General features: G+C 70.7%; 1 protein-coding gene (only partly in view). It reads right to left on the bottom strand.

The window, feature by feature from the left end; genetic code table 11:
* Window positions 1–18,094, bottom strand: partial view of a non-ribosomal peptide synthase/polyketide synthase gene (locus WG924_RS04910; RefSeq protein ID WP_345931903.1) — the 5' portion only. It extends 4,640 nt beyond the left edge of the window; only the first 18,094 of its 22,734 coding nucleotides appear in the window; it begins with the start codon at window positions 18,092–18,094; its stop codon lies off the left edge, out of view.

Here is an 18,094-nt window from a genome sequence, read left to right as displayed (position 1 = left end):
CGGCGATCTGCGGATGCGCGAACACCTGACGCGGCGTCACCGCAAGGCCCGCCTCACGCGCCCGCGCCACCAGTTGCAGGCTGAGGATCGAATCGCCGCCCAGGTCGAAGAAGCTGTCGGTGACGCCGAAATCCCGCCGCCCCAGAACCGCCTGCCAGATATCGAGCAGGGTCTGTTCCGTCGCGGTCCGCGGCGCCACCACCGCCACCGGCAGGGCATCCGGCTCCGGCAGCGTCCTGCGGTCGATCTTGCCATTCGGCAGCAGCGGCAGGGCGTCCATGACCATGATCGTCTGCGGCCGCATATACTCGGGCAGCCGTGCCGCCAGCGCCGCCGTCAGGGTCTCGACATCGGCATCGCCCGCGACATGGGCCACCAGCCGGCGGCTGTCCGCCGGGCCGGTCAACCCGGCCACGGCATCGCGCACACCATCCACCGCGCGCAGCACCGCCTCGATCTCGCCGGTCTCGATCCGGAAGCCGCGCAGCTTGATCTGGGCATCGATCCGGCCCAGGAAGCCGATCACGCCATCCCGGCCCAGCCGCACCAGATCGCCGGTGCGATACAGCCGGCCGCCGACGGGGCCGCTGTCGTCGGGCACGAAGCGTTCGGCGGTCAGCCCGGGCCGGCCGTGATAGCCGCGCGCCAGGGCATCGCCGCCGATGCACAACTCGCCCACAGCCCCCGCCGGCACGGGGTTGCCGCCGGTATCCACCACCAGCAGGTGCCGGCCGGGCCAGGGCCGGCCGATCGGCACCGCCGCCAGCGCGTCGTCCGCCGGTGCCGGCGCATGGCCGGTCGCGGTGATCGTGGCCTCGGTCGGGCCATAGGTGTTCTGGAAGGGCAGATGCCCCAGCGGGCCGGCACGCCATGCCGCCAGCGCATCGCCCGCCAGTGCCTCGCCGCCCACGGTGACCAGCCGCAGATCGGGCAGGCCGGATCCCAGACCATCGGGCAGTGTCCGCAGCCATTGCCGCCAATAGCCGGTCGGCAGATAGGCCAGGGTCACCCGGTCATTGGCGAGCCGGGTGTTGAGCGTGGCGAAATCCCACATCTCGGGGCCGCGCAGCACCACGGTGCCGCCACGGCACAGCACCGGCAGAAGCTGTTCGAAGGCCGCATCGAAATTGACCGTCGAGAGCTGAAGCACCCGGTCGGCATCGGTCAGCCCCATCCGGTCGGCATAGGCATCGACATGCAGCGCCAGCGCGCCATGCGGCACACCGACCCCCTTGGGCCGGCCGGTCGAGCCTGAGGTGTGGATGACATAGGCAAGCGCGGCCGGGTGCATCACCCGGTCGATCGCCGGCGCCGCCCCTGACGCCGCATCCACCGCCGCCTCAGGATCGATCACCAGCCGGTCGCCCAGCACCGCCGCCAGACGCTGGCGGCTGGCATCATCGGCAACGACCCGCCGGATAGCCGCGTCATCCAGCATGTCGGCCAGCCGTGCCGCCGGATAATCCGGATCCATCGGCACCACCATGGCGCCGGCTTTCATGATGCCCAGCAAACCCGCCACCATCGCCGGGCCACGGGTGACCGCCAGACCCACCCGGTCCTCGCCACGGTCTTCGGGGCGCGCGTCGCCTGGGGTGCCGCCGTCCAGCAGCGCCTGCGCGATCCGGTTGGCCCAGGCGTCCAGCGTCGCATAGCCGATCGCCCGGCCCTCGCACACCAGTGCGGTTGCCGCCGGCCGCCGCAGCGCCTGCGCCGAAATCTGCCCGGTGACCGGACGGAATGCCGCCGATGCCGGCAGAGCGCCGCCATCGATGGCACCGGCCGCCGATCGCAGCCCGATGCCGCCCAGCGCCTGCCCGGCCTTCTGCGCCGTCCCAGTCATCAGCCCCGGCAGCCTGTCGAGCAGGTCGACGAAATCGCCGGCGATGTCCCCGGCGGTCTGCCGGTCGATGCGGCTGCCATCGATGCCCCAGCGCAGTTCCAGCCGGTCGCCGGGAACGGCCGCAAGCGTCAATGGATAATGGGTCCGTTCGGCCATCGCCACCCGCCGGGTGACGGCTCCCAGGCCCGATGACCGCAGGCCCGCCTCCACCGGATAATTCTCGAACACCAGCAGGCTGTCGAACAGCGCGTCACCGCTCAAGCCCGACCAGCGCTGCACGGCACCAAGCGGCGTTGCCTCCACCGCCCGCAGCGCGCCGTTCATGGCCTGAAGATCGCGCAGCCAGTCGTCCAGCCGCCGCGCCGGGTCAAGATCTACCCACAGCGGCAGGCTGTTGATGAACAGGCCGAGCATCCGATCGGCACCCGGCAGATCGGCGGGGCGGCCCGACACCGTCACGCCGAACACCACCTGATCGCGCGCGCCGAAGCGGGCCAGCAGCAGCGCCCAGGCGCCCTGCACCAGCGTGTTGACGGTGACGTTGGCGGCAGCGGCCGCCACGCGCAGCCGTTCGGTCTGCGCCGCATCGAGCGGGGTTTCCAATGTAAATGACCCTTGCGGGTCCGCGGGCTCGGTTATCCAGTTCCCCAGCCGCGCCGGTTCGTCCACCCGCGCGATCTGCGCCCGCCACCAGGGCTCGGGATCGGGCTGGTGCTGTGTCCAGGCAACGTAATCGCGATAGGGCGGCACCGGCGGCAGAGCCGGCGCCTCGCCACGGCTGGTGGCATCGTAATCGGCGACGATCTCGGCCATGAACCGCGCCAGACTCCAGCCATCGCTCAAGGCGTGATGGCTGGTCCAGATGAGGTCATGGCCGCCATCGGGCCGGCTGAACAGGGCCAGCCGCATCAAGGGTGCCGTGGTGACGTCGATTCCGGCCGCGCGATCCCCGGCTGCCCAAGCCGCCAGCCGATGGTCATGGGCCGCCTGATCGGCCGCGTGCCAGTGATGATGGCTGACCGGCAGGCTTGCCCGCCGCCGCACCACCTGCACGGCCTGGCCGCCATGGCGCCAGTCGAAGCCCGTGCGCAGGATCGGGTGGCGATCCACCGCCCGCTCCCAGGCCGCCACCAGCCGCGCGCAGTCGGCGTCCGATTCCAGAACCAGATGCAACTGGTTGAGATAAAGGCCGGTATCGTCGCCGGCGCTGTGGAACAGCAGCCCCTGTTGCAAAGCGGTTGCCGGATAGATGTCTTCCACCGCATCCAGCGCCACATCCAGCCGTGCCAGCGCCGGGGCATCGAGCCCGGCCAGCGGGAAATCGGCCGGCACCGCCAGCGGCCGGCCATGCAGCCCATGGTCGATCAGCGCCCGCAGCGCCGCCGCGAAGCGGTCGGACAGGCGGGTCAGGGCCACGTCATCCGCCACCGCGCCATCCGACCGCCACGACACCGACAGCCGGCCGCCGCTGATCATCGCATCGACCGCAAGCTTATGGTCGCTGAACCGCAATCCCTCGGCGATGCTCCGGCCCGGCGCCTCGTCCGCCAGGGTGAAGCGGTCACCGGCCGCCACCCCAAGATCGATCCGGCCCAGATAGTTGAAACCGATATCGGCCACAGGCATCGCCGCCAGGGCATCGGCCGGCAGCATGCCGAAGCGGATGCCGTGATCCGGCACAGCGCGCAGGCGCTGGCGGGTATCGGCCAGCACCATCGCCATATCATCGCCGCCCACAGCGATCGCCACCGGATAGCGGCTGGTGAACCAGCCCACCGTGCGGCTGACATCCAGGCCAGAATCCGACATCTCCAGATCGCGGCCATGGCCCTCAAGGTCGATCAGCACCCGTTCGGCCCCGGTGACGCCACCGGCCGCCATCGCCAGCGCTGCCACCAGCAGATCGTCGACACCGATCCGCAGTCGACGGGGCAGATCCTCGGTCAGCAGCCGGGTTTCAGCCGCATCCAGAGCCCAGTCGTGCCGCAGGCCCGCCGGGCCGTCGCTATCGGCAAAACAGGGCGCGGCATCGGCCAGGGCCGCCTGCCACCATCCGGCCTCGCCGGCTGTGGCGGCATGGGCGGCCTGCGCCACGGCCCAGCGGCTCCACGGCACCGGCACCGGCGGCAGCAGGGCGCCATCGCCGCCAAGCATCTGGTCCAGATCGCCGGCCAGTACCCGCCACGACACCCCGTCCACCGCCAGATGATGCACGGCGATCAGCAACCGCCGGCTGCCATCGGGCAGGCGGAACAAACCACCACGGATCACCGGTCCATGGCGCGGGTCCAGGCTGGCCTGAACCGCGGTGCAGGCATCCTGAAGCCCGTCGGCGCCCACCTCCTGCGCCACCAGCAATGGTGCCGCCGTCTCGACCGCCGCCACCCGCTGATGCCACTGACCGTCCTGTGTCTGCACCATCCGCAGGCGCAGGGCATCATGGCGCGCCACCAGTGCCGCCAGCGCGTCGGCGATCGCCTTCTGGCCGATGCCATCGGCCACCGCCAGCAGCACGGCCTGGTTCCAATGCGCCGGCAGTTCCGGGTTGCGGGCCAGGAAGCCGCGCTGAATAGGGGTCAGCGGCAGATCCTGATCGACCAGTTCGGTCAGCGCCTCAATCACCCCGGCGGGCCTCGCCACGGCCGCGAGCTGGTCGATACGCGGATGTTCGAACAGGTCGCGGGGGGTGATCTCCCAGCCGGCGCCGCGGGCCCGGGCCACCACCTGCAGGCTGAGGATCGAGTCGCCGCCCAGTTCGAAGAAACCGTCGGTGACACCGAAATCATCGCGCCCCAGCACCGCCTGCCACACCGCCAGCAGGGCGGCTTCGGCATCGCCGCGCGGCGCCACGCATGCGCCGCCAACCGTCATATCGGGTTCCGGCAGTGCCTTGCGGTCGACCTTGCCATTGCGCATCAGTGGCAGCGCATCCAGCACGGTGATCGTGGCCGGCACCATATGCGCCGGCAGCCGCGCGGCCAGGGCCGCCAGCACGGCAGCCGGTGCCGCATCGCCGGTGACATAGCCGGCAAGCCGCCGGCCTTCACCCGCGCCGGTCACGGCGGCCACCGCATCACCCACACCGGCGCAGGCGCGCATCGCCGCCTCGATCTCGCCAAGCTCGATCCGGAAGCCGCGCAGCTTCACCTGCGCGTCCAGCCGGCCCAGGAAATCGATCGTGCCATCGGCCCTGGCCCGGCACAGATCGCCGGTGCGATAGAGCCGCGATCCGGGGGCACCGGTCTCATCCGGCACGAAGCGCTCGGCGGTCTGCGCGGCACGGCCCAGATAGCCGCGCGCCAGGCTGTCACCGCCGATGCAGAGTTCGCCATAACCTCCTGTGGGTACGATGTTTCCATCGGTATCGATCACCATCGCCGTCCGGCCCGGATAGGGCCGGCCGATCGGCACGATGGCCTCGGCCTCGTCGGCGGCACTGGTGGTGTGGAACAGCGACGCGACCGTGGTTTCGGTCGGCCCATACAGATTGTCGAGCCGGATATCGCGCAGCGTCGTGCGCCGCCAGCGCATCAGCGCATCGCCGGGCAGCGCCTCGCCGCCCACCGTCACCTGCCGCAGATGCGGCAGGCTGGCCGGCGGGTTGCGCAGCCATTGCTGCCAATAGGCGGTGGGGATCCGCGAAAACGTCACCCGCTCATCGGCAAGCGTGCGGCTCAGCGTCGCCAGATCCCACAGATCGGGACCGCGCATCACGATGCGGCCACCCATGATCAGCGCCGGCAGCATCTCGTGCAGGGCGACGTCGAAATTGATCGTCGACTGCTGCAACACCACGTCGTCGGCGCTGATGCCATAGCTGGCGATGAAATCATCCATATGCAGGCTGAAGGCATCATGGCTGATCGCCACCCCCTTCGGCCGGCCGGTGGAGCCGGAGGTATAGATCACATAGGCCAGATGATGCGGGTGCACCGGCATGGCGACCGGCGCGCAGGCCCTGCCGTCATCCGCCGCGCAATCCTCGATCCGCAGCCTCTGCCGGCCCGCCAGCAGATCGGGCAGCGCCGCTTCGGTCGCGGCATCGGTGACGATCAGCCCGATACCGGCATCCTCGATCATGTCGCGCAGGCGGTCTTCCGGATAGGCCGGATCCAGCGGCACGAAGGCGCCGCCGGCCTTCAGAACCCCGATCAGGGCGGCGGGCAACCGGGCGGTGCGGGTCAGGCACAGCCCCACCCGCTCTTCGACCGCCAAGCCCCGGTCGAGCAGGGCCCGTGCGATATGGTTCGACAGCCGGTCGATGTCGCCATGGCTGAGGCGCTGCCCCTCGCAGGCCACGGCCTCGGCATCGCCGGCGATGGCGGCGCGGGCGGCGATCCGCCCGGCAACCGGGTTGAAGGCAAGCCTGCGGGCCGGCGCTGGCGCCGGCCCGCCGATGGCGATCGCCGCCAGTTGCGGATCATCGCCGGCGGTGATGATGTCGATCAGGCCCAGATACTGATCGGCCAGCCGTTCGGCGGTGGCGGCATCGAAGATATCGGCGGCATAGTCGACCGCGACCCGCAGGCCGCCGGCGGACTCGAGGATGTCGAGCACCAGATCGAAGCGCGCGGTTTCAACCGGCGTCTCGGCGAGCGTAACCGTCATGCCGCGGCCGAGGTCGAGTGCGGCCGCATCCATCTGCTGAAGGTTGAACATCACCTGGAACAGCGGATTGCGGCCGGGGCCGCCCAGCCGGGTTGCCAGATGCGCGAAGGGCACATCCTGATTGGCCTGTGCCGCCAGGGTGCGGTCACGGATCTGGGCGATCAGCGCCGACAGCCGCATCGATCCGGTGAGGTCTGCGGTCATGACCAGGGTGTTGACGAAGAAGCCCGCCATCCGCTCCGCCTCGGGCCGGGTCCGGCCCGACATCGGCACGCCGACGCGGATCTCGGTGTCGCCGCCATTGCGATAGAGCAGCAGGTCGAGCCCCGCCAGCAGCACCATGAACAGGGTGGCACCCTGCCCCTGCGCCACCCGGCGCAGGGCGGCGGTCGCCACGCCATCCAGATGCCGCGTCACCCGCCCGCCGGCGGGGTTTGCCGCCTGCCGGCGCGTGCGGTCCTGCGGCAGCCGCAGAACCGGATGATCGGTGCCGAGCGTCCGGCGCCAATAGGCGATCTGATCATCCAGCGCGCCGCCATCCAGCGCCGCGCGCGACCACGCCGCCCAGTCGCCCCAGTTGATCGCCGGCACCGGCAGCGTCGCTGCCTCGCCCACAACCCCTGCGCGATAGACCGCCGCCACCTCTTCGGCCAGCACGGTCATGGTCGCGCCGTCCGAGACGATATGATGGGCGCCGAGCGCCAGCACATGGCGGGTCTCACCACACCGGACCAGCATCGCCCGCAGCATCGGGCCGCGATCGAGCGCGAAGGGCCGCATCGCGGCGTCGTGCAGGCATCCGCGCGGCGCCGCATCATCTCCTGCCAGATCATCCCCGGCCAGATCGACCACCGCCAGATCGACCACCGACCAGTCGAAGGCCGCATCGGCCAGGATGCGCTGCGCCACCCCGTTATCGGTCTCGACAAACCGCACCCGCAGTGCCTCGTGCCGCGCGACCACGGCGGCAACCGCCTGCCGCAAGGCCTCGATGTCGAGCGATCCCGCGATCTCCAGCGCGCCCGAGACGTTATAGGCGGCGCTCGCAGGGTCCATCCGCCACAGGAACCACAGCCCTTCCTGGCCGGCGGTCAACGGCACCAGATCGGCCATCGCCGCCGGGCGCCGCGGCACAGGGGCGTCGACCGCCTGGGCGGCGGCATCGATCATCGCCGCCTGATCGCCGATCACCGGCTGGTCGAACAGCAGCTTCAGCGCCAGCGACACGCCGAATTCGGCGCGGATCCGTGCCAGCGCCCGCATGGCCAGCAGCGAATCCGCCCCATGCAGGAACACGTCGTCGCCGGCGCCCAGCCGTGCCACGCCGTCCGATCCGGCCGCAACGCCCGCCCCCAGAACCGATGCCCAGATCTGCCCCAGCCGCCGTTCGGTTTCCGTCGCAGCAACCGTTCCCGCATCGATGATGCGCGGTTCCGCCGGCATCGCCGCCGGCAGCTTCGCCCGGTCCAGCTTGCCGTTCACCGTCAACGGCATACGGTCGATCATCACGAAGGCCTGCGGCAGCATATGCGGCGCCAGCCGGTCGGCCAGATGGGCGCGCAGGCCGGCGGCATCGACATCCCCGTCGGCATCGGCCACCACCCAGGCGACGATGCGCGGCGGGTCGCCCGGCCGGCCGTCCCCGGCAGCACCATGCACCGCCAGGGCCGCCGCCTCGCGCACGGCAGGATGGCTCAACAAAGCGGCATTGATCTCGCCCAGCTCGATCCGGAAGCCCCGGATCTTCACCTGAAAATCGCTGCGGCCGATATAGTCGAGGTCACCATCGGCCAGAAGCCGGGCCAGATCGCCCGACCGGTACAACCGCGCGCCCGGCGCCCCGAACGGATCGGGGATGAAGCGCTCCGCCGTCAGCGCCGGCCGGCCCAGATAGCCACGGGCAAGGCCGGGGCCGCCCACGAACAGCTCGCCCACACCATGGCGGGGCGCCGGGTTCAGGTCGGCGTCCAGAACATGCAGGTCCAGATCCGGGATCGGCACGCCGATCAGGCTGCGCGGCGGCAGGGCGCGCGCATCGGCCGCGGTCGTCTCGCGATAGGTGACATGCACCGTGGTTTCGGTGATGCCATACATGTTGATGATCTGTGGCGCCGAAGCGCCGCGCAACGCCAGCCAGGGCGCCAGCGCCGCCGGCTCCAGCTTCTCGCCGGCGAACACGATCACCCGGATGTCGGTTAATCGCTGTGATGCCGTCATATCCGCCTGCATCAGCGGCAGGAAGGCAGATGGCGTCTGGTTCAGCACCGTCACCCGTTCGGCCCTGAGCAGGGCATGAAGCTCTTCAGGCGCGCGAGCGGTCCAATACGGCACCACCACCAGCCGGCCGCCATGGACCAGGGCGCCGAACAGCTCCCACACCGACACGTCGAAGGCGAAGGAATGGAACAGCGGCCAGACGTCGTCGGGGCCGAAGCCATACCAGGGCGCGGTCGCATCCAGCAGCCGCGCCAGATTGCGATGGGTGATGCCAACCCCCTTGGGCACGCCTGTCGAGCCCGAGGTATAGATGACATAGGCGAGCTGGTCCGGATGGATGGGTTCGATCGGGGCGAAGCCGCGCCCCCCCTCGCCCTCGCCCGGCGCGTCGGCCGGATCGTCCAGCCGCAGGATGACGACATCGTCCGGCATGGCGCCCAGCGCCGCAGCGCCCGCCGCGTCGACCAGGATCACCCGCATGCCGCTATCGGCCACCGTCGCCCGCAGCCGCTCCACCGGATAGGCGGGGTCCAGCGGCACATAGGCGCCGCCGGCTTTCAGCACCCCCAGAACACCGGCCACCAGGCCGATCGACCGCTCGACGCACAGGCCCACCCGCTGATCGCGGCCGATGCCATGGCGCTTCAGGCTCTGGCCGATGCGGTTCGACCAGTCGTCGAGCCCGGCACGGTCGATCCGCTCGGCGCCGCAAGAGACCGCCGGCCGGTCGGGTGCCGCCGAAGCCAGACCGGCGATCCGCTCGACGACGGAGCGGAAGGGAACTGACGGCGAGGGCACGGCCATGCCGGCCTGTGGCAGCGACCGTGGCAGGTGGATGGCGCCCAGCGGCAGGCCATTATCCGGCCGGTCGATCTGATCGGCCAGCGCCTCCAGCAGATATGTCAGGGCCGCCGCCATCTCGCCGATCGCGGCCCGGTCGATGCGGGCGCCGTCCCAGTCCCAGCGCAGATCCAGGCCGTCGCCCGGCAGCACCGCCAGGGTCAGCGGATATTCGGTGCGCTCCGCCATGTCGATGGTGGTGATCCGGCCACCGAAGCCGGTCTCACGCAAGCCCTCGGCGACCGGATAATTCTCGAACACCAGCAGGCTGTCGAACAGCGCATCGCCGGCAAGGCCGGTCCAGCGCCGGATATCGCCCAGGCTGGCGTGCTGATGATCCTGGCGGTCGGTGTTCCGATCCTGAAGCGCCCGCAGCCATGCGGCAGGCGCCATCGATCCCGGCACCGCCACGCGCACCGGCAGGCTGGTGATGAACAGCCCCTGCATACGCTCGACCCCCGCCAGGCCGGCGGGTCGGCCAGACATCGTCACCCCGAAGGCCACCGGGCCGCCGCCGCCGAAGCGGGCCAGTGTCAGGGCCCATGCGCCCTGCACCAGCGTGTTCAAGGTCACACCGGCCGCGGCCGCGGCCGCCTTCAGCCGGGCCGTGCCGGCGGCATCGATCCGGGTGATCTGGCGGTAAATGCCCGGCTCCGGCCGCGACGGCCGGCCAAGCGTTCCGGTCAAGGTCACCGGATCGCCCTCGCCGCCCAGTTCCGCCTGCCACCAGTCGCGGTCATCGGGCTGATGGTCGCGCCAGACCAGATAATCGCGGCAGGATGGCGATGGGGTGAGGTCCAGCGGCGTGCCGGCGCGCGCGGCATCATGATCGGCCGCGATTTCGGCCAGCAGCGCCGCCGTGCTCCAGCCATCGGTGATCGCGTGATGGCAGGTCCAGACCAGATCATGGCCGCCATCGGGGCGCGGAAACACCGCCACGCGCATCAACGGCGCCTGCGCCGGATCGAAACCGGCGGCGGCATCGCGCGCCATCCAGTCGTGAAGCGCCCGGTCATGGCCCACCGTGTCGGCCGCCAGCGGGTCGTGCACCACCAGCGGCAGCGCGGCCGCGCCCTGCACCACCTGCCGGCAGATGCCGTCATCGCCCCAGTCGAACCGGCTGCGCAAGGCGCCATGGCGTGCGATCGCCGCCGTCCAGGCCGCCCCCAGCGCATCCGGATCCAGCCCGCCTGCGGCAAGCGTCAGCCGCAACTGATTGACATACAACCCGTCACCGGCATTGCGCTGGCCATGATACAGCATGCCCTGCTGCATGGCGGTGGCCGGATAGATGTCGTCGACCGGTGCCCCTCGGGCCATGATGCGCGCCAGATCGGCCCCAGACAGCCCGGCCAGCGGGAAATCCGCCGGCACCGGCAACGGACCCGTCGCCGCCAGATTGTCGGTCAGCGCCGCCAGCGCGGCGCCGAAGCGGCGGGTGAAATCCGCCAGGGCCGTGGTATCGAGTGCAGCACTGTCGGCATCGATCCGCACCCGAAGCGCGCCGCCGATGATCATGGCGTTGATGTCGAGCGCGTGTTCCGGCTGCACATCGCCGGCCGGCCGCCCCAGCACCATCGGCGTCAGGCGAGCCACGACGTCGCCGGCCGGCTGATCGAACCGCCCCAGATAATTGACGCTGACCGAAGGCGGCGCCATCTCGTCCAGATCCCGCAGCCAGCCGTGATGGAGGCCCCTGGCCGGCAGGCCGCGCAGGCTCTGGCGCACGCCGGCCAGCAGCCCCGCCTCGTCCTGCACAAGCGGCAGCGCCACGGGGAACCGGCTGGTGAACCAGCCGATCGTGCGGCTGAGATCCAGATCGGCGGCAAGAAGATCGACGGCAGTGGCCTCGCGACCATGGCCTTCCAGATCGATCAGAATGGCGGCATCGCCATCATCCGCCAGCGGCGCCAGCGCCCGGGCCACCGCCGCCAGCACCAGCTCGTCGACGCCGACGCGCCCCGACAGCCCGGCCAGCAGCGCCGTCAGCCGGTCGCCATCCATCTGCCAGTCCAGAGCGCACCGCATGCCGGACCGCGCGGGACCGAAGACCTGCCCTGCCCCCGCGAGATGCCGGCGCCACCAATCCGCCTCGGCCTGCACCGCCGGCGCCGCGCAATGATCGGCCAGGGCGTGGGTCCAATGGCTCCACGGCGTCGTCAGCGCCGGCAGCACCGCCGGCGCGCGTGCCTCGGCCAGCAGAACGCCCAGTTCGTCGATCAGCACCCGCCATGACACGCCGTCCACCGCCAGATGATGGATGGCGACCATCAGCAGATCCGGGCCAACCGCGCGCCGGAACAGGCCGGCCGCGACCAGCGGCCCGCTGGTGATGTCGATCGATGCCTGAAGCCGGAGCGCCGCGGCATCCATGGCCGCGTCGTCCACCATCAGCTCTTCCAGCACCGGCCGGATAGGGGCGGCGGTCAGCCGCTGATGCCATGCGCCGTCGCCATCACGGTGGAACCGCAGGCGCAGCGCGTCGTGGCGATTGGTCAGCACATCCAGCGCCACGGACACCGCATCGGCGCCAAGGCCATCCGCCAGTTCCAGCACCACCGCCTGCGTCCAGTGCCCCGGCCCCTGCGGGTTGCGGGCCAGGAAGCGGCGCTGAACCGGGGTCAGGGGCAGGTCGCGATCGTGGATTTCGGGCTGCACCACAACCGCCGCCAGCGGCACCACATGGGCCGCCAGACGGTCGATGCGCGGATGGTCGAACACCTGTCGCGGGGTGATCTTCAGGCCCGCATCCCGCGCCCGTGCCACCACTTGCAGGCTGAGGATCGAATCCCCGCCCAGATCGAAGAAGCTGTCATGGATGCCGATATCGGTGCGGCCCAGCACCGCCTGCCAGATGCCCAGCAACCGCGCCTCGATCTCGCTCGCCGGCGCGGCACCGGCGCCGCTGGCCATATCCGGTATGACCAGCGCCCGACGATCGACCTTGCCGTTCGGCAAGAGCGGTAGCGCCGGTATGACCACGATCGCCGATGGCAGCATGTAATCGGGCAGACCGGCCGCCAGCGCCTGCGACAGCATATCGGCGGTGACGGTATCGGCATCGGCCGCGACATGGGCCACCAGCCGGCGGGCGTCACCCGCGCCATCCACCAGGCTGACCACGGCATCACGCACGCCGGCCACCGACCGCAGCGCCGCTTCGATCTCGCCCGGCTCGATCCGGAAGCCGCGCAGCTTGATCTGGCTATCGATCCGGCCCAGAAAGCCGATCACGCCACCGGCTTGCGGGCGGGTCAGATCGCCGCTGCGATACAGCCGGGCGCCGGGCGCGCCGAAGGCATCGGGCACGAAGCGTTCGGCCGTCAGCCCCGGCCGGCCCAGATAACCCCGCGCCAGCAGATCGCCGCCCAGGCACAGCTCGCCATAGCCGCCCAGCGGCACGGGATTGCCGGCGCCGTCCAGCACCAGCGCCGGCCGCCCCGGCCAGGGCCGGCCGATCGCCACCATCGCCGCCGCCGCCTCGTCATCGCCCGGCACATGATCGGTGACGGTGATCGTGGCCTCGGTCGGGCCATAGCTGTTGCGGAAGGCGACAGACCCAAGCGGCCCCCCCCGCCACGCCGCCAGGGCGTCGCCCGACAGCGCCTCGCCGCCCACCGCCATCAGCCGCAGATCGGGCAGATCATCCGGCAGGCGCCGCAGCCATTGCCGCCAATAGCCGGTGGGCAGATAGGCCAGGGTCACCCGATCGGCCCGCAGGCGCGTGTTCAGCGTGTCGAAATCCCACAGATCCGGGCCGCGCAGCACCGCCACACCGCCCACCGCCAGCACTGGCAGCAGTTGTTCGAAGGCGGCATCGAAGCTGATGGTCGAGAATTGCAGCACCCGATCGGCGGCGCTGACCGCGAACCGCTCAAGATAGTCGTCGACATGGCCGGCCAGCGCGCCATGGCTGATCGCAACCCCCTTGGGCCGGCCGGTCGAGCCCGAGGTATAGATGACATAGGCAAGCTGATCAGGATGAATGACGGCAGCCGTCGGCACGGCATCGCCCGCCCCGGTCCGGCCATCCACCGTGTCGATATCGATGGCGACAGGGCCATCCGGCAGATCGGGCAGCCGCGACGCAGTGCCACCATCGACCATCACCCGGCGGATACCGGCATCGGCCAGCATCGCGCCGATCCGCGCCGGCGGATAGGCGGCGTCGATCGGCACCGCCGCCGCACCCGCCCGGAACACCCCCAGCAATGCCGCGACCATGCCGGCGCCCCGGCTGACACACAGGCCCACCGGTTCTTCCGGCGCCACGCCGCCGGCGATCAGCCTGCCGGCAATGCCGGCCGCCCTCCGCGCCAACACGTCATGTGCAATGGCGACGCCATCGACCACCAGAGCGGTCTCGTGCGGCCGCGCCGCCGCCTGTTCGGCGAGCCGATCGGCGACGGGGCGGAAGGCAGCGCGCGGACGCCGCGCCGTCATGGGAGCGGGCAAGGTCAGGGACAGGGTGCCAAGTGCCGTCTCCGGCGCCGCCACGATCCGGGCAATCACGCCCGCCAGATCATCGGCCAGACGCTCGACGGTCGCATCCTCGAAGATGTCGGTCGGATAGTCGAAGCCCAGGATCAGCCGGCCATCGGGCGCCTCGGCCACGGTCAGCGACAGATCGAACTGGGCGATGCCGGGATTGATCTCGACCCCGGCAACCGTCAGTGGGCCGGCCGGCAGTTGCGCGCCGATCATCACCGGATGATGATTGAACATCACCCGCACCAGCGGCGTGCGCGCCGGGTCGCGGTCGGGTTGCAGGGCCGATACCAGGCGCGCGAACGGCACCGTGCCATGGGCCTGCGCATCCAGCAGACCGTCGCGCACCCGCCGCAAGAGGGCATCGAAGCCCAGGCCGGGCGCGATATCCGTCCGCAGCACCAGGGTATCGACGAAGAAGCCGGTCAGATCGCGACGCGCGGCATCGCCACGCCCCGCCACCGCCACACCCACACGGATATCCGGCTGGCCGCCGATACGGTGCAGCAGCGCGTTGAACGCCGCGAGCAGCGCCATCACCGGCGTGGCGCCCCGGGCATGAGACAGGCTGGCCAGCCGTGCGACCAGATCCGCCGGCAATGTGCGGCTGACCTGCCGGCCGGCGGTGCCACGGCCGCCCCGGCGGGCGCGGTCGACCGGCAGCAGCACGTCGGGGTGCTCATGACCCAGACGCCCGGTCCACCAGGCCAGATCCTCGGCCAGCCGCCGGTCATCGGCGGCAGCGCAGGCGGCGGCGATCACCGCCGCGTAATCGCCGGCGGGGGCCGTCCATGCCGGCGCCGCACCGCCGGCCAGGGCCGCATAGGCGGTCAGCAGATCGCGCAGCAGGATATCCCCCGACCAGGCGTCGGTGACGATGTGATGCAGCGCCAGCAGCAGAACGTGGCGGTCGGGCGCGATCCGCACCAGACAGGCGCGCAGCAGCGGCCCCGCCTCCAGATCGAAGGGCCGGGCGGCGACCGCGGCCAGATGCGCGCGCAGCCCGTCGGCCACGGCATCGGCGTCGACCTTCGCCCAGTCGATGCGGGCGTCCCGGTCGATCACCTGCCGGGGCCGGCCCGCCACCTCGACGAACCGGCAGCGCAGCGCGTCATGGCGCTGCACCACCGCCAGCAATGCCTGGCGCATGCAGGGCGCATCGAGTGTGCCATCAAACGTCACGGCGCCCGCGACGTTATAGGTGGCGGCCTCCGGCGCCATCCGCCACAGGAACCACAGCCCCTCCTGCCCCGGCGTCAGGGCCAGGCCGGCGCCGCCGGCCCCGGCTGTATCGGCTCCGCCCTCCGAGACCACGGTGTCGACCGTAGCGAGGGATGGCCGGGCCAGCCGGTCGCCGTGATCGGCGATCCAGGCGGCCTGGGCGCGAATGCTGCGGGCATCGAACACGGCCGCCGGCGGCAGAATCAGACCCAGCGCGTCGCCGGCCTCGGCCAGCAGCCGGGCCGCCAGCAGCGACTGGCCGCCCAGATCGAAGAAATCCTCGTCCAGCCCGACCGGCCGGCCGAACACCGACTGCCACACCGCCTGAAGCCGCGCGGTCGGCATGTCGCTGCCGGTGCCCGCGGCCGACACGCCGGCCGGCGCCGCTTCCCCCTGATCATGGACGGCGACCGGCACAAGGCTGCCATCGCGCCAGCCCGCCAGACAGGCCGAACGGCGCAGCTTGCCGCTGGTGGTGCGGGGCAGATCGCCCGGCGCCAGCAACAGCACCACCGCCGCCGGTTCCTGATGCTGATCGGCGATCGCCCGGCGGATATCGGCCAGGATCGCATCGGCACCGCGCTTGCGCAGCATCGGCCGCGACACTTCCGCGGCGATGCCGATCGCCTCTCCCGCCGCCGTCGGCACGGCGAAGGCGGCGATGCGGCCCTTGCGCACCAGACCCAGCCGGTCGACCGTCGCCTCCACATCCTGCGGCCACAGATTCTGGCCACGCAGGATGATCAGATCCTTCAATCGGCCGCAAACCACCAGCCGGCCCTGGCTGATCACGCCCAGATCGCCGGTGCGCAGATAGCGGGTTGCTGCCCTGCCCTCCTCATCCGTGATGGTCGCATGAAAGGTCTCGACTGTGGCCTCGGGGCGGTTCCAATAGCCGGTGGCGACACTGGGGCCGGTGAACCAGATCTCGCCGATCATGCCATCCGGGCAGCGTCGGCCGGTTGCGGGATCGACGATCGCCACCGCATGGGCGCCGGCGGTGATGCCGCAATCGATCTGCACCGCGACGTCATCGGCCGTCCCGTCGGTCGGCACCGCGCGGCCCGCGGCGAAGGCCGCCGCATCGAAGCTGAGCGCCGTGGCGCCCGCGCCGGGGCGGCCGCCGGAAATCAACAGCGTGGCCTCGGCCAGCCCATAGCAGGGATAGAGCGCGAACGGGTCGAGCCCGGCGCCCAGAAACCGATCGCGGAACCCGGCCATGGTCTCGGGCCGGATCGGTTCGGCGCCGCAATAGGCGAGCCTGAGGCTGCCAAGGTCGATATCGGCCATCTGGGCGACGGTGATCCGGTCCAGGCAGAGCTGATAGGCAAAATCGGGGCCGCCGGTGACGGTGCCGCCATGGCGCGAAATCGCCCGCAGCCAGCGCGCCGGCCGTTCAAGAAAATGTTGCGGGGCCATCAATATCAGCGGAATGCCGCCGAAGATCGGCGACAGCAGCCCGCCGATCAGCCCCATGTCGTGATAGAGCGGCAGCCAACTGACCATGATGTCATGACGGCTGAAGCCCATCAGATTGCGGATCAGCACCTGATTGGCCATCAGATTGCCATGGCTGACCATCACACCCTTCGGCGTGGCGGTGGAGCCGGAGGTGTATTGCAGAAAGGCGATGTCGGCGGGGGTGGCCACGACCGGCTCGAAAGCCGCATCGGCTTCCGTCTCCTGATCCACGATCAGGGTCGTTGCGCCCTCCACGGCACCCAGGTTGGCGACCAGCCCCTGATGGGCCGCGTCGGTCAACAGCAGGCGCGGCGCGCAGTCATCGGCCATCGCCTTCAGCCGGGCCAGATGTTGGGCATTGCCGGTCTCGGCCGGATAGGCCGGCACCGCGATGATGCCGGCATACAGGCAGGCGAAGAAGGCGGTGACGTAATCCAGCCCCGATGGCAGCAGCAGCATCGCCCGGTCGCCGGCATCGGCATGGGCGCGCAGCCGTGCCGCCAGCGCCCGCGCCCGCGCGTCCAGGCCGCCATAGCTCAACCGCCGCTCATCGGTCTCGCCATCGGCCAGGAAGCAGATCGCCGGCGCATCGGGCTGGTGACGGCCGCGCCCCGCCAGCACGCCCGACATGGTGTCGGCGAAGCTGCGGTCGCGACGCACCAGGAACGGGCAGCGGTCGGTTTCCGGCGCGTTGTCGTCGCCCAGGAAATACTGTTTCCACTCGCGGTTTTCGGTGTCTCCATAAACGCCCAGATCGGGATGCACCTCCATCCCATCCCAGGCCAGCAGGCGCTTGCGCACCTGGCTGCGGGCCTCGGCGCCGATCTCGCGCTTGGTGATGGTGTCGATGAACACCGATCGCGGCTGGAACAGGATCACCATGCCCGGCCCAAGATTGCGGCTGTCGCGCTGGCGATAGGATGGTGTGCAGCCCACCGCGAACATCTGCTCGCCCTGATAGCTGAATTCCCAGGCGGCATCGTCGGGCTCGGTCTCCAGCGCCTCAATGCTGGGCGCCGGATCATGGTCGTGCAGATGCTGCAGCACCCGCCAGAAGCGGTCGCGATAAGCGCCATGCGACAGTGGCTGCGGGTCCGGCTCGAAGAACAACGCGAAGTTGTTCTTCTCGGACGGCCGCGCCGCCGCGAGATTGAGGAAGCGGGTCATCGCCGCCGGCAGATCGGCCAGATCCCCACCCTCGACACAGGCATAGAACATCTCGCCGCGCCGCTCGGCCTGGGTGCCGAAAAAGCACGGATAGGCGGCATCGGTCACCTTGGCATGGAACTGGTCATAGGCCGCCATCAACCACGACGGCGCCGGATCCTGCCCCACGCGGGCGCCCCGGATCAGCCGTTCGGTCCAGGGCGCCACCTTGCGACGCCGGTTCTCGGGAACGATCTGCCCGCTGTTCAT

It is taken from the genome of Tistrella arctica (assembly GCF_039630945.1).
GTDB classification, from domain to species: domain Bacteria; phylum Pseudomonadota; class Alphaproteobacteria; order Tistrellales; family Tistrellaceae; genus Tistrella; species Tistrella bauzanensis.
Note: the sequence above shows the minus strand (reverse complement) of the source record. Positions and strands in the feature narration are given on the sequence as shown.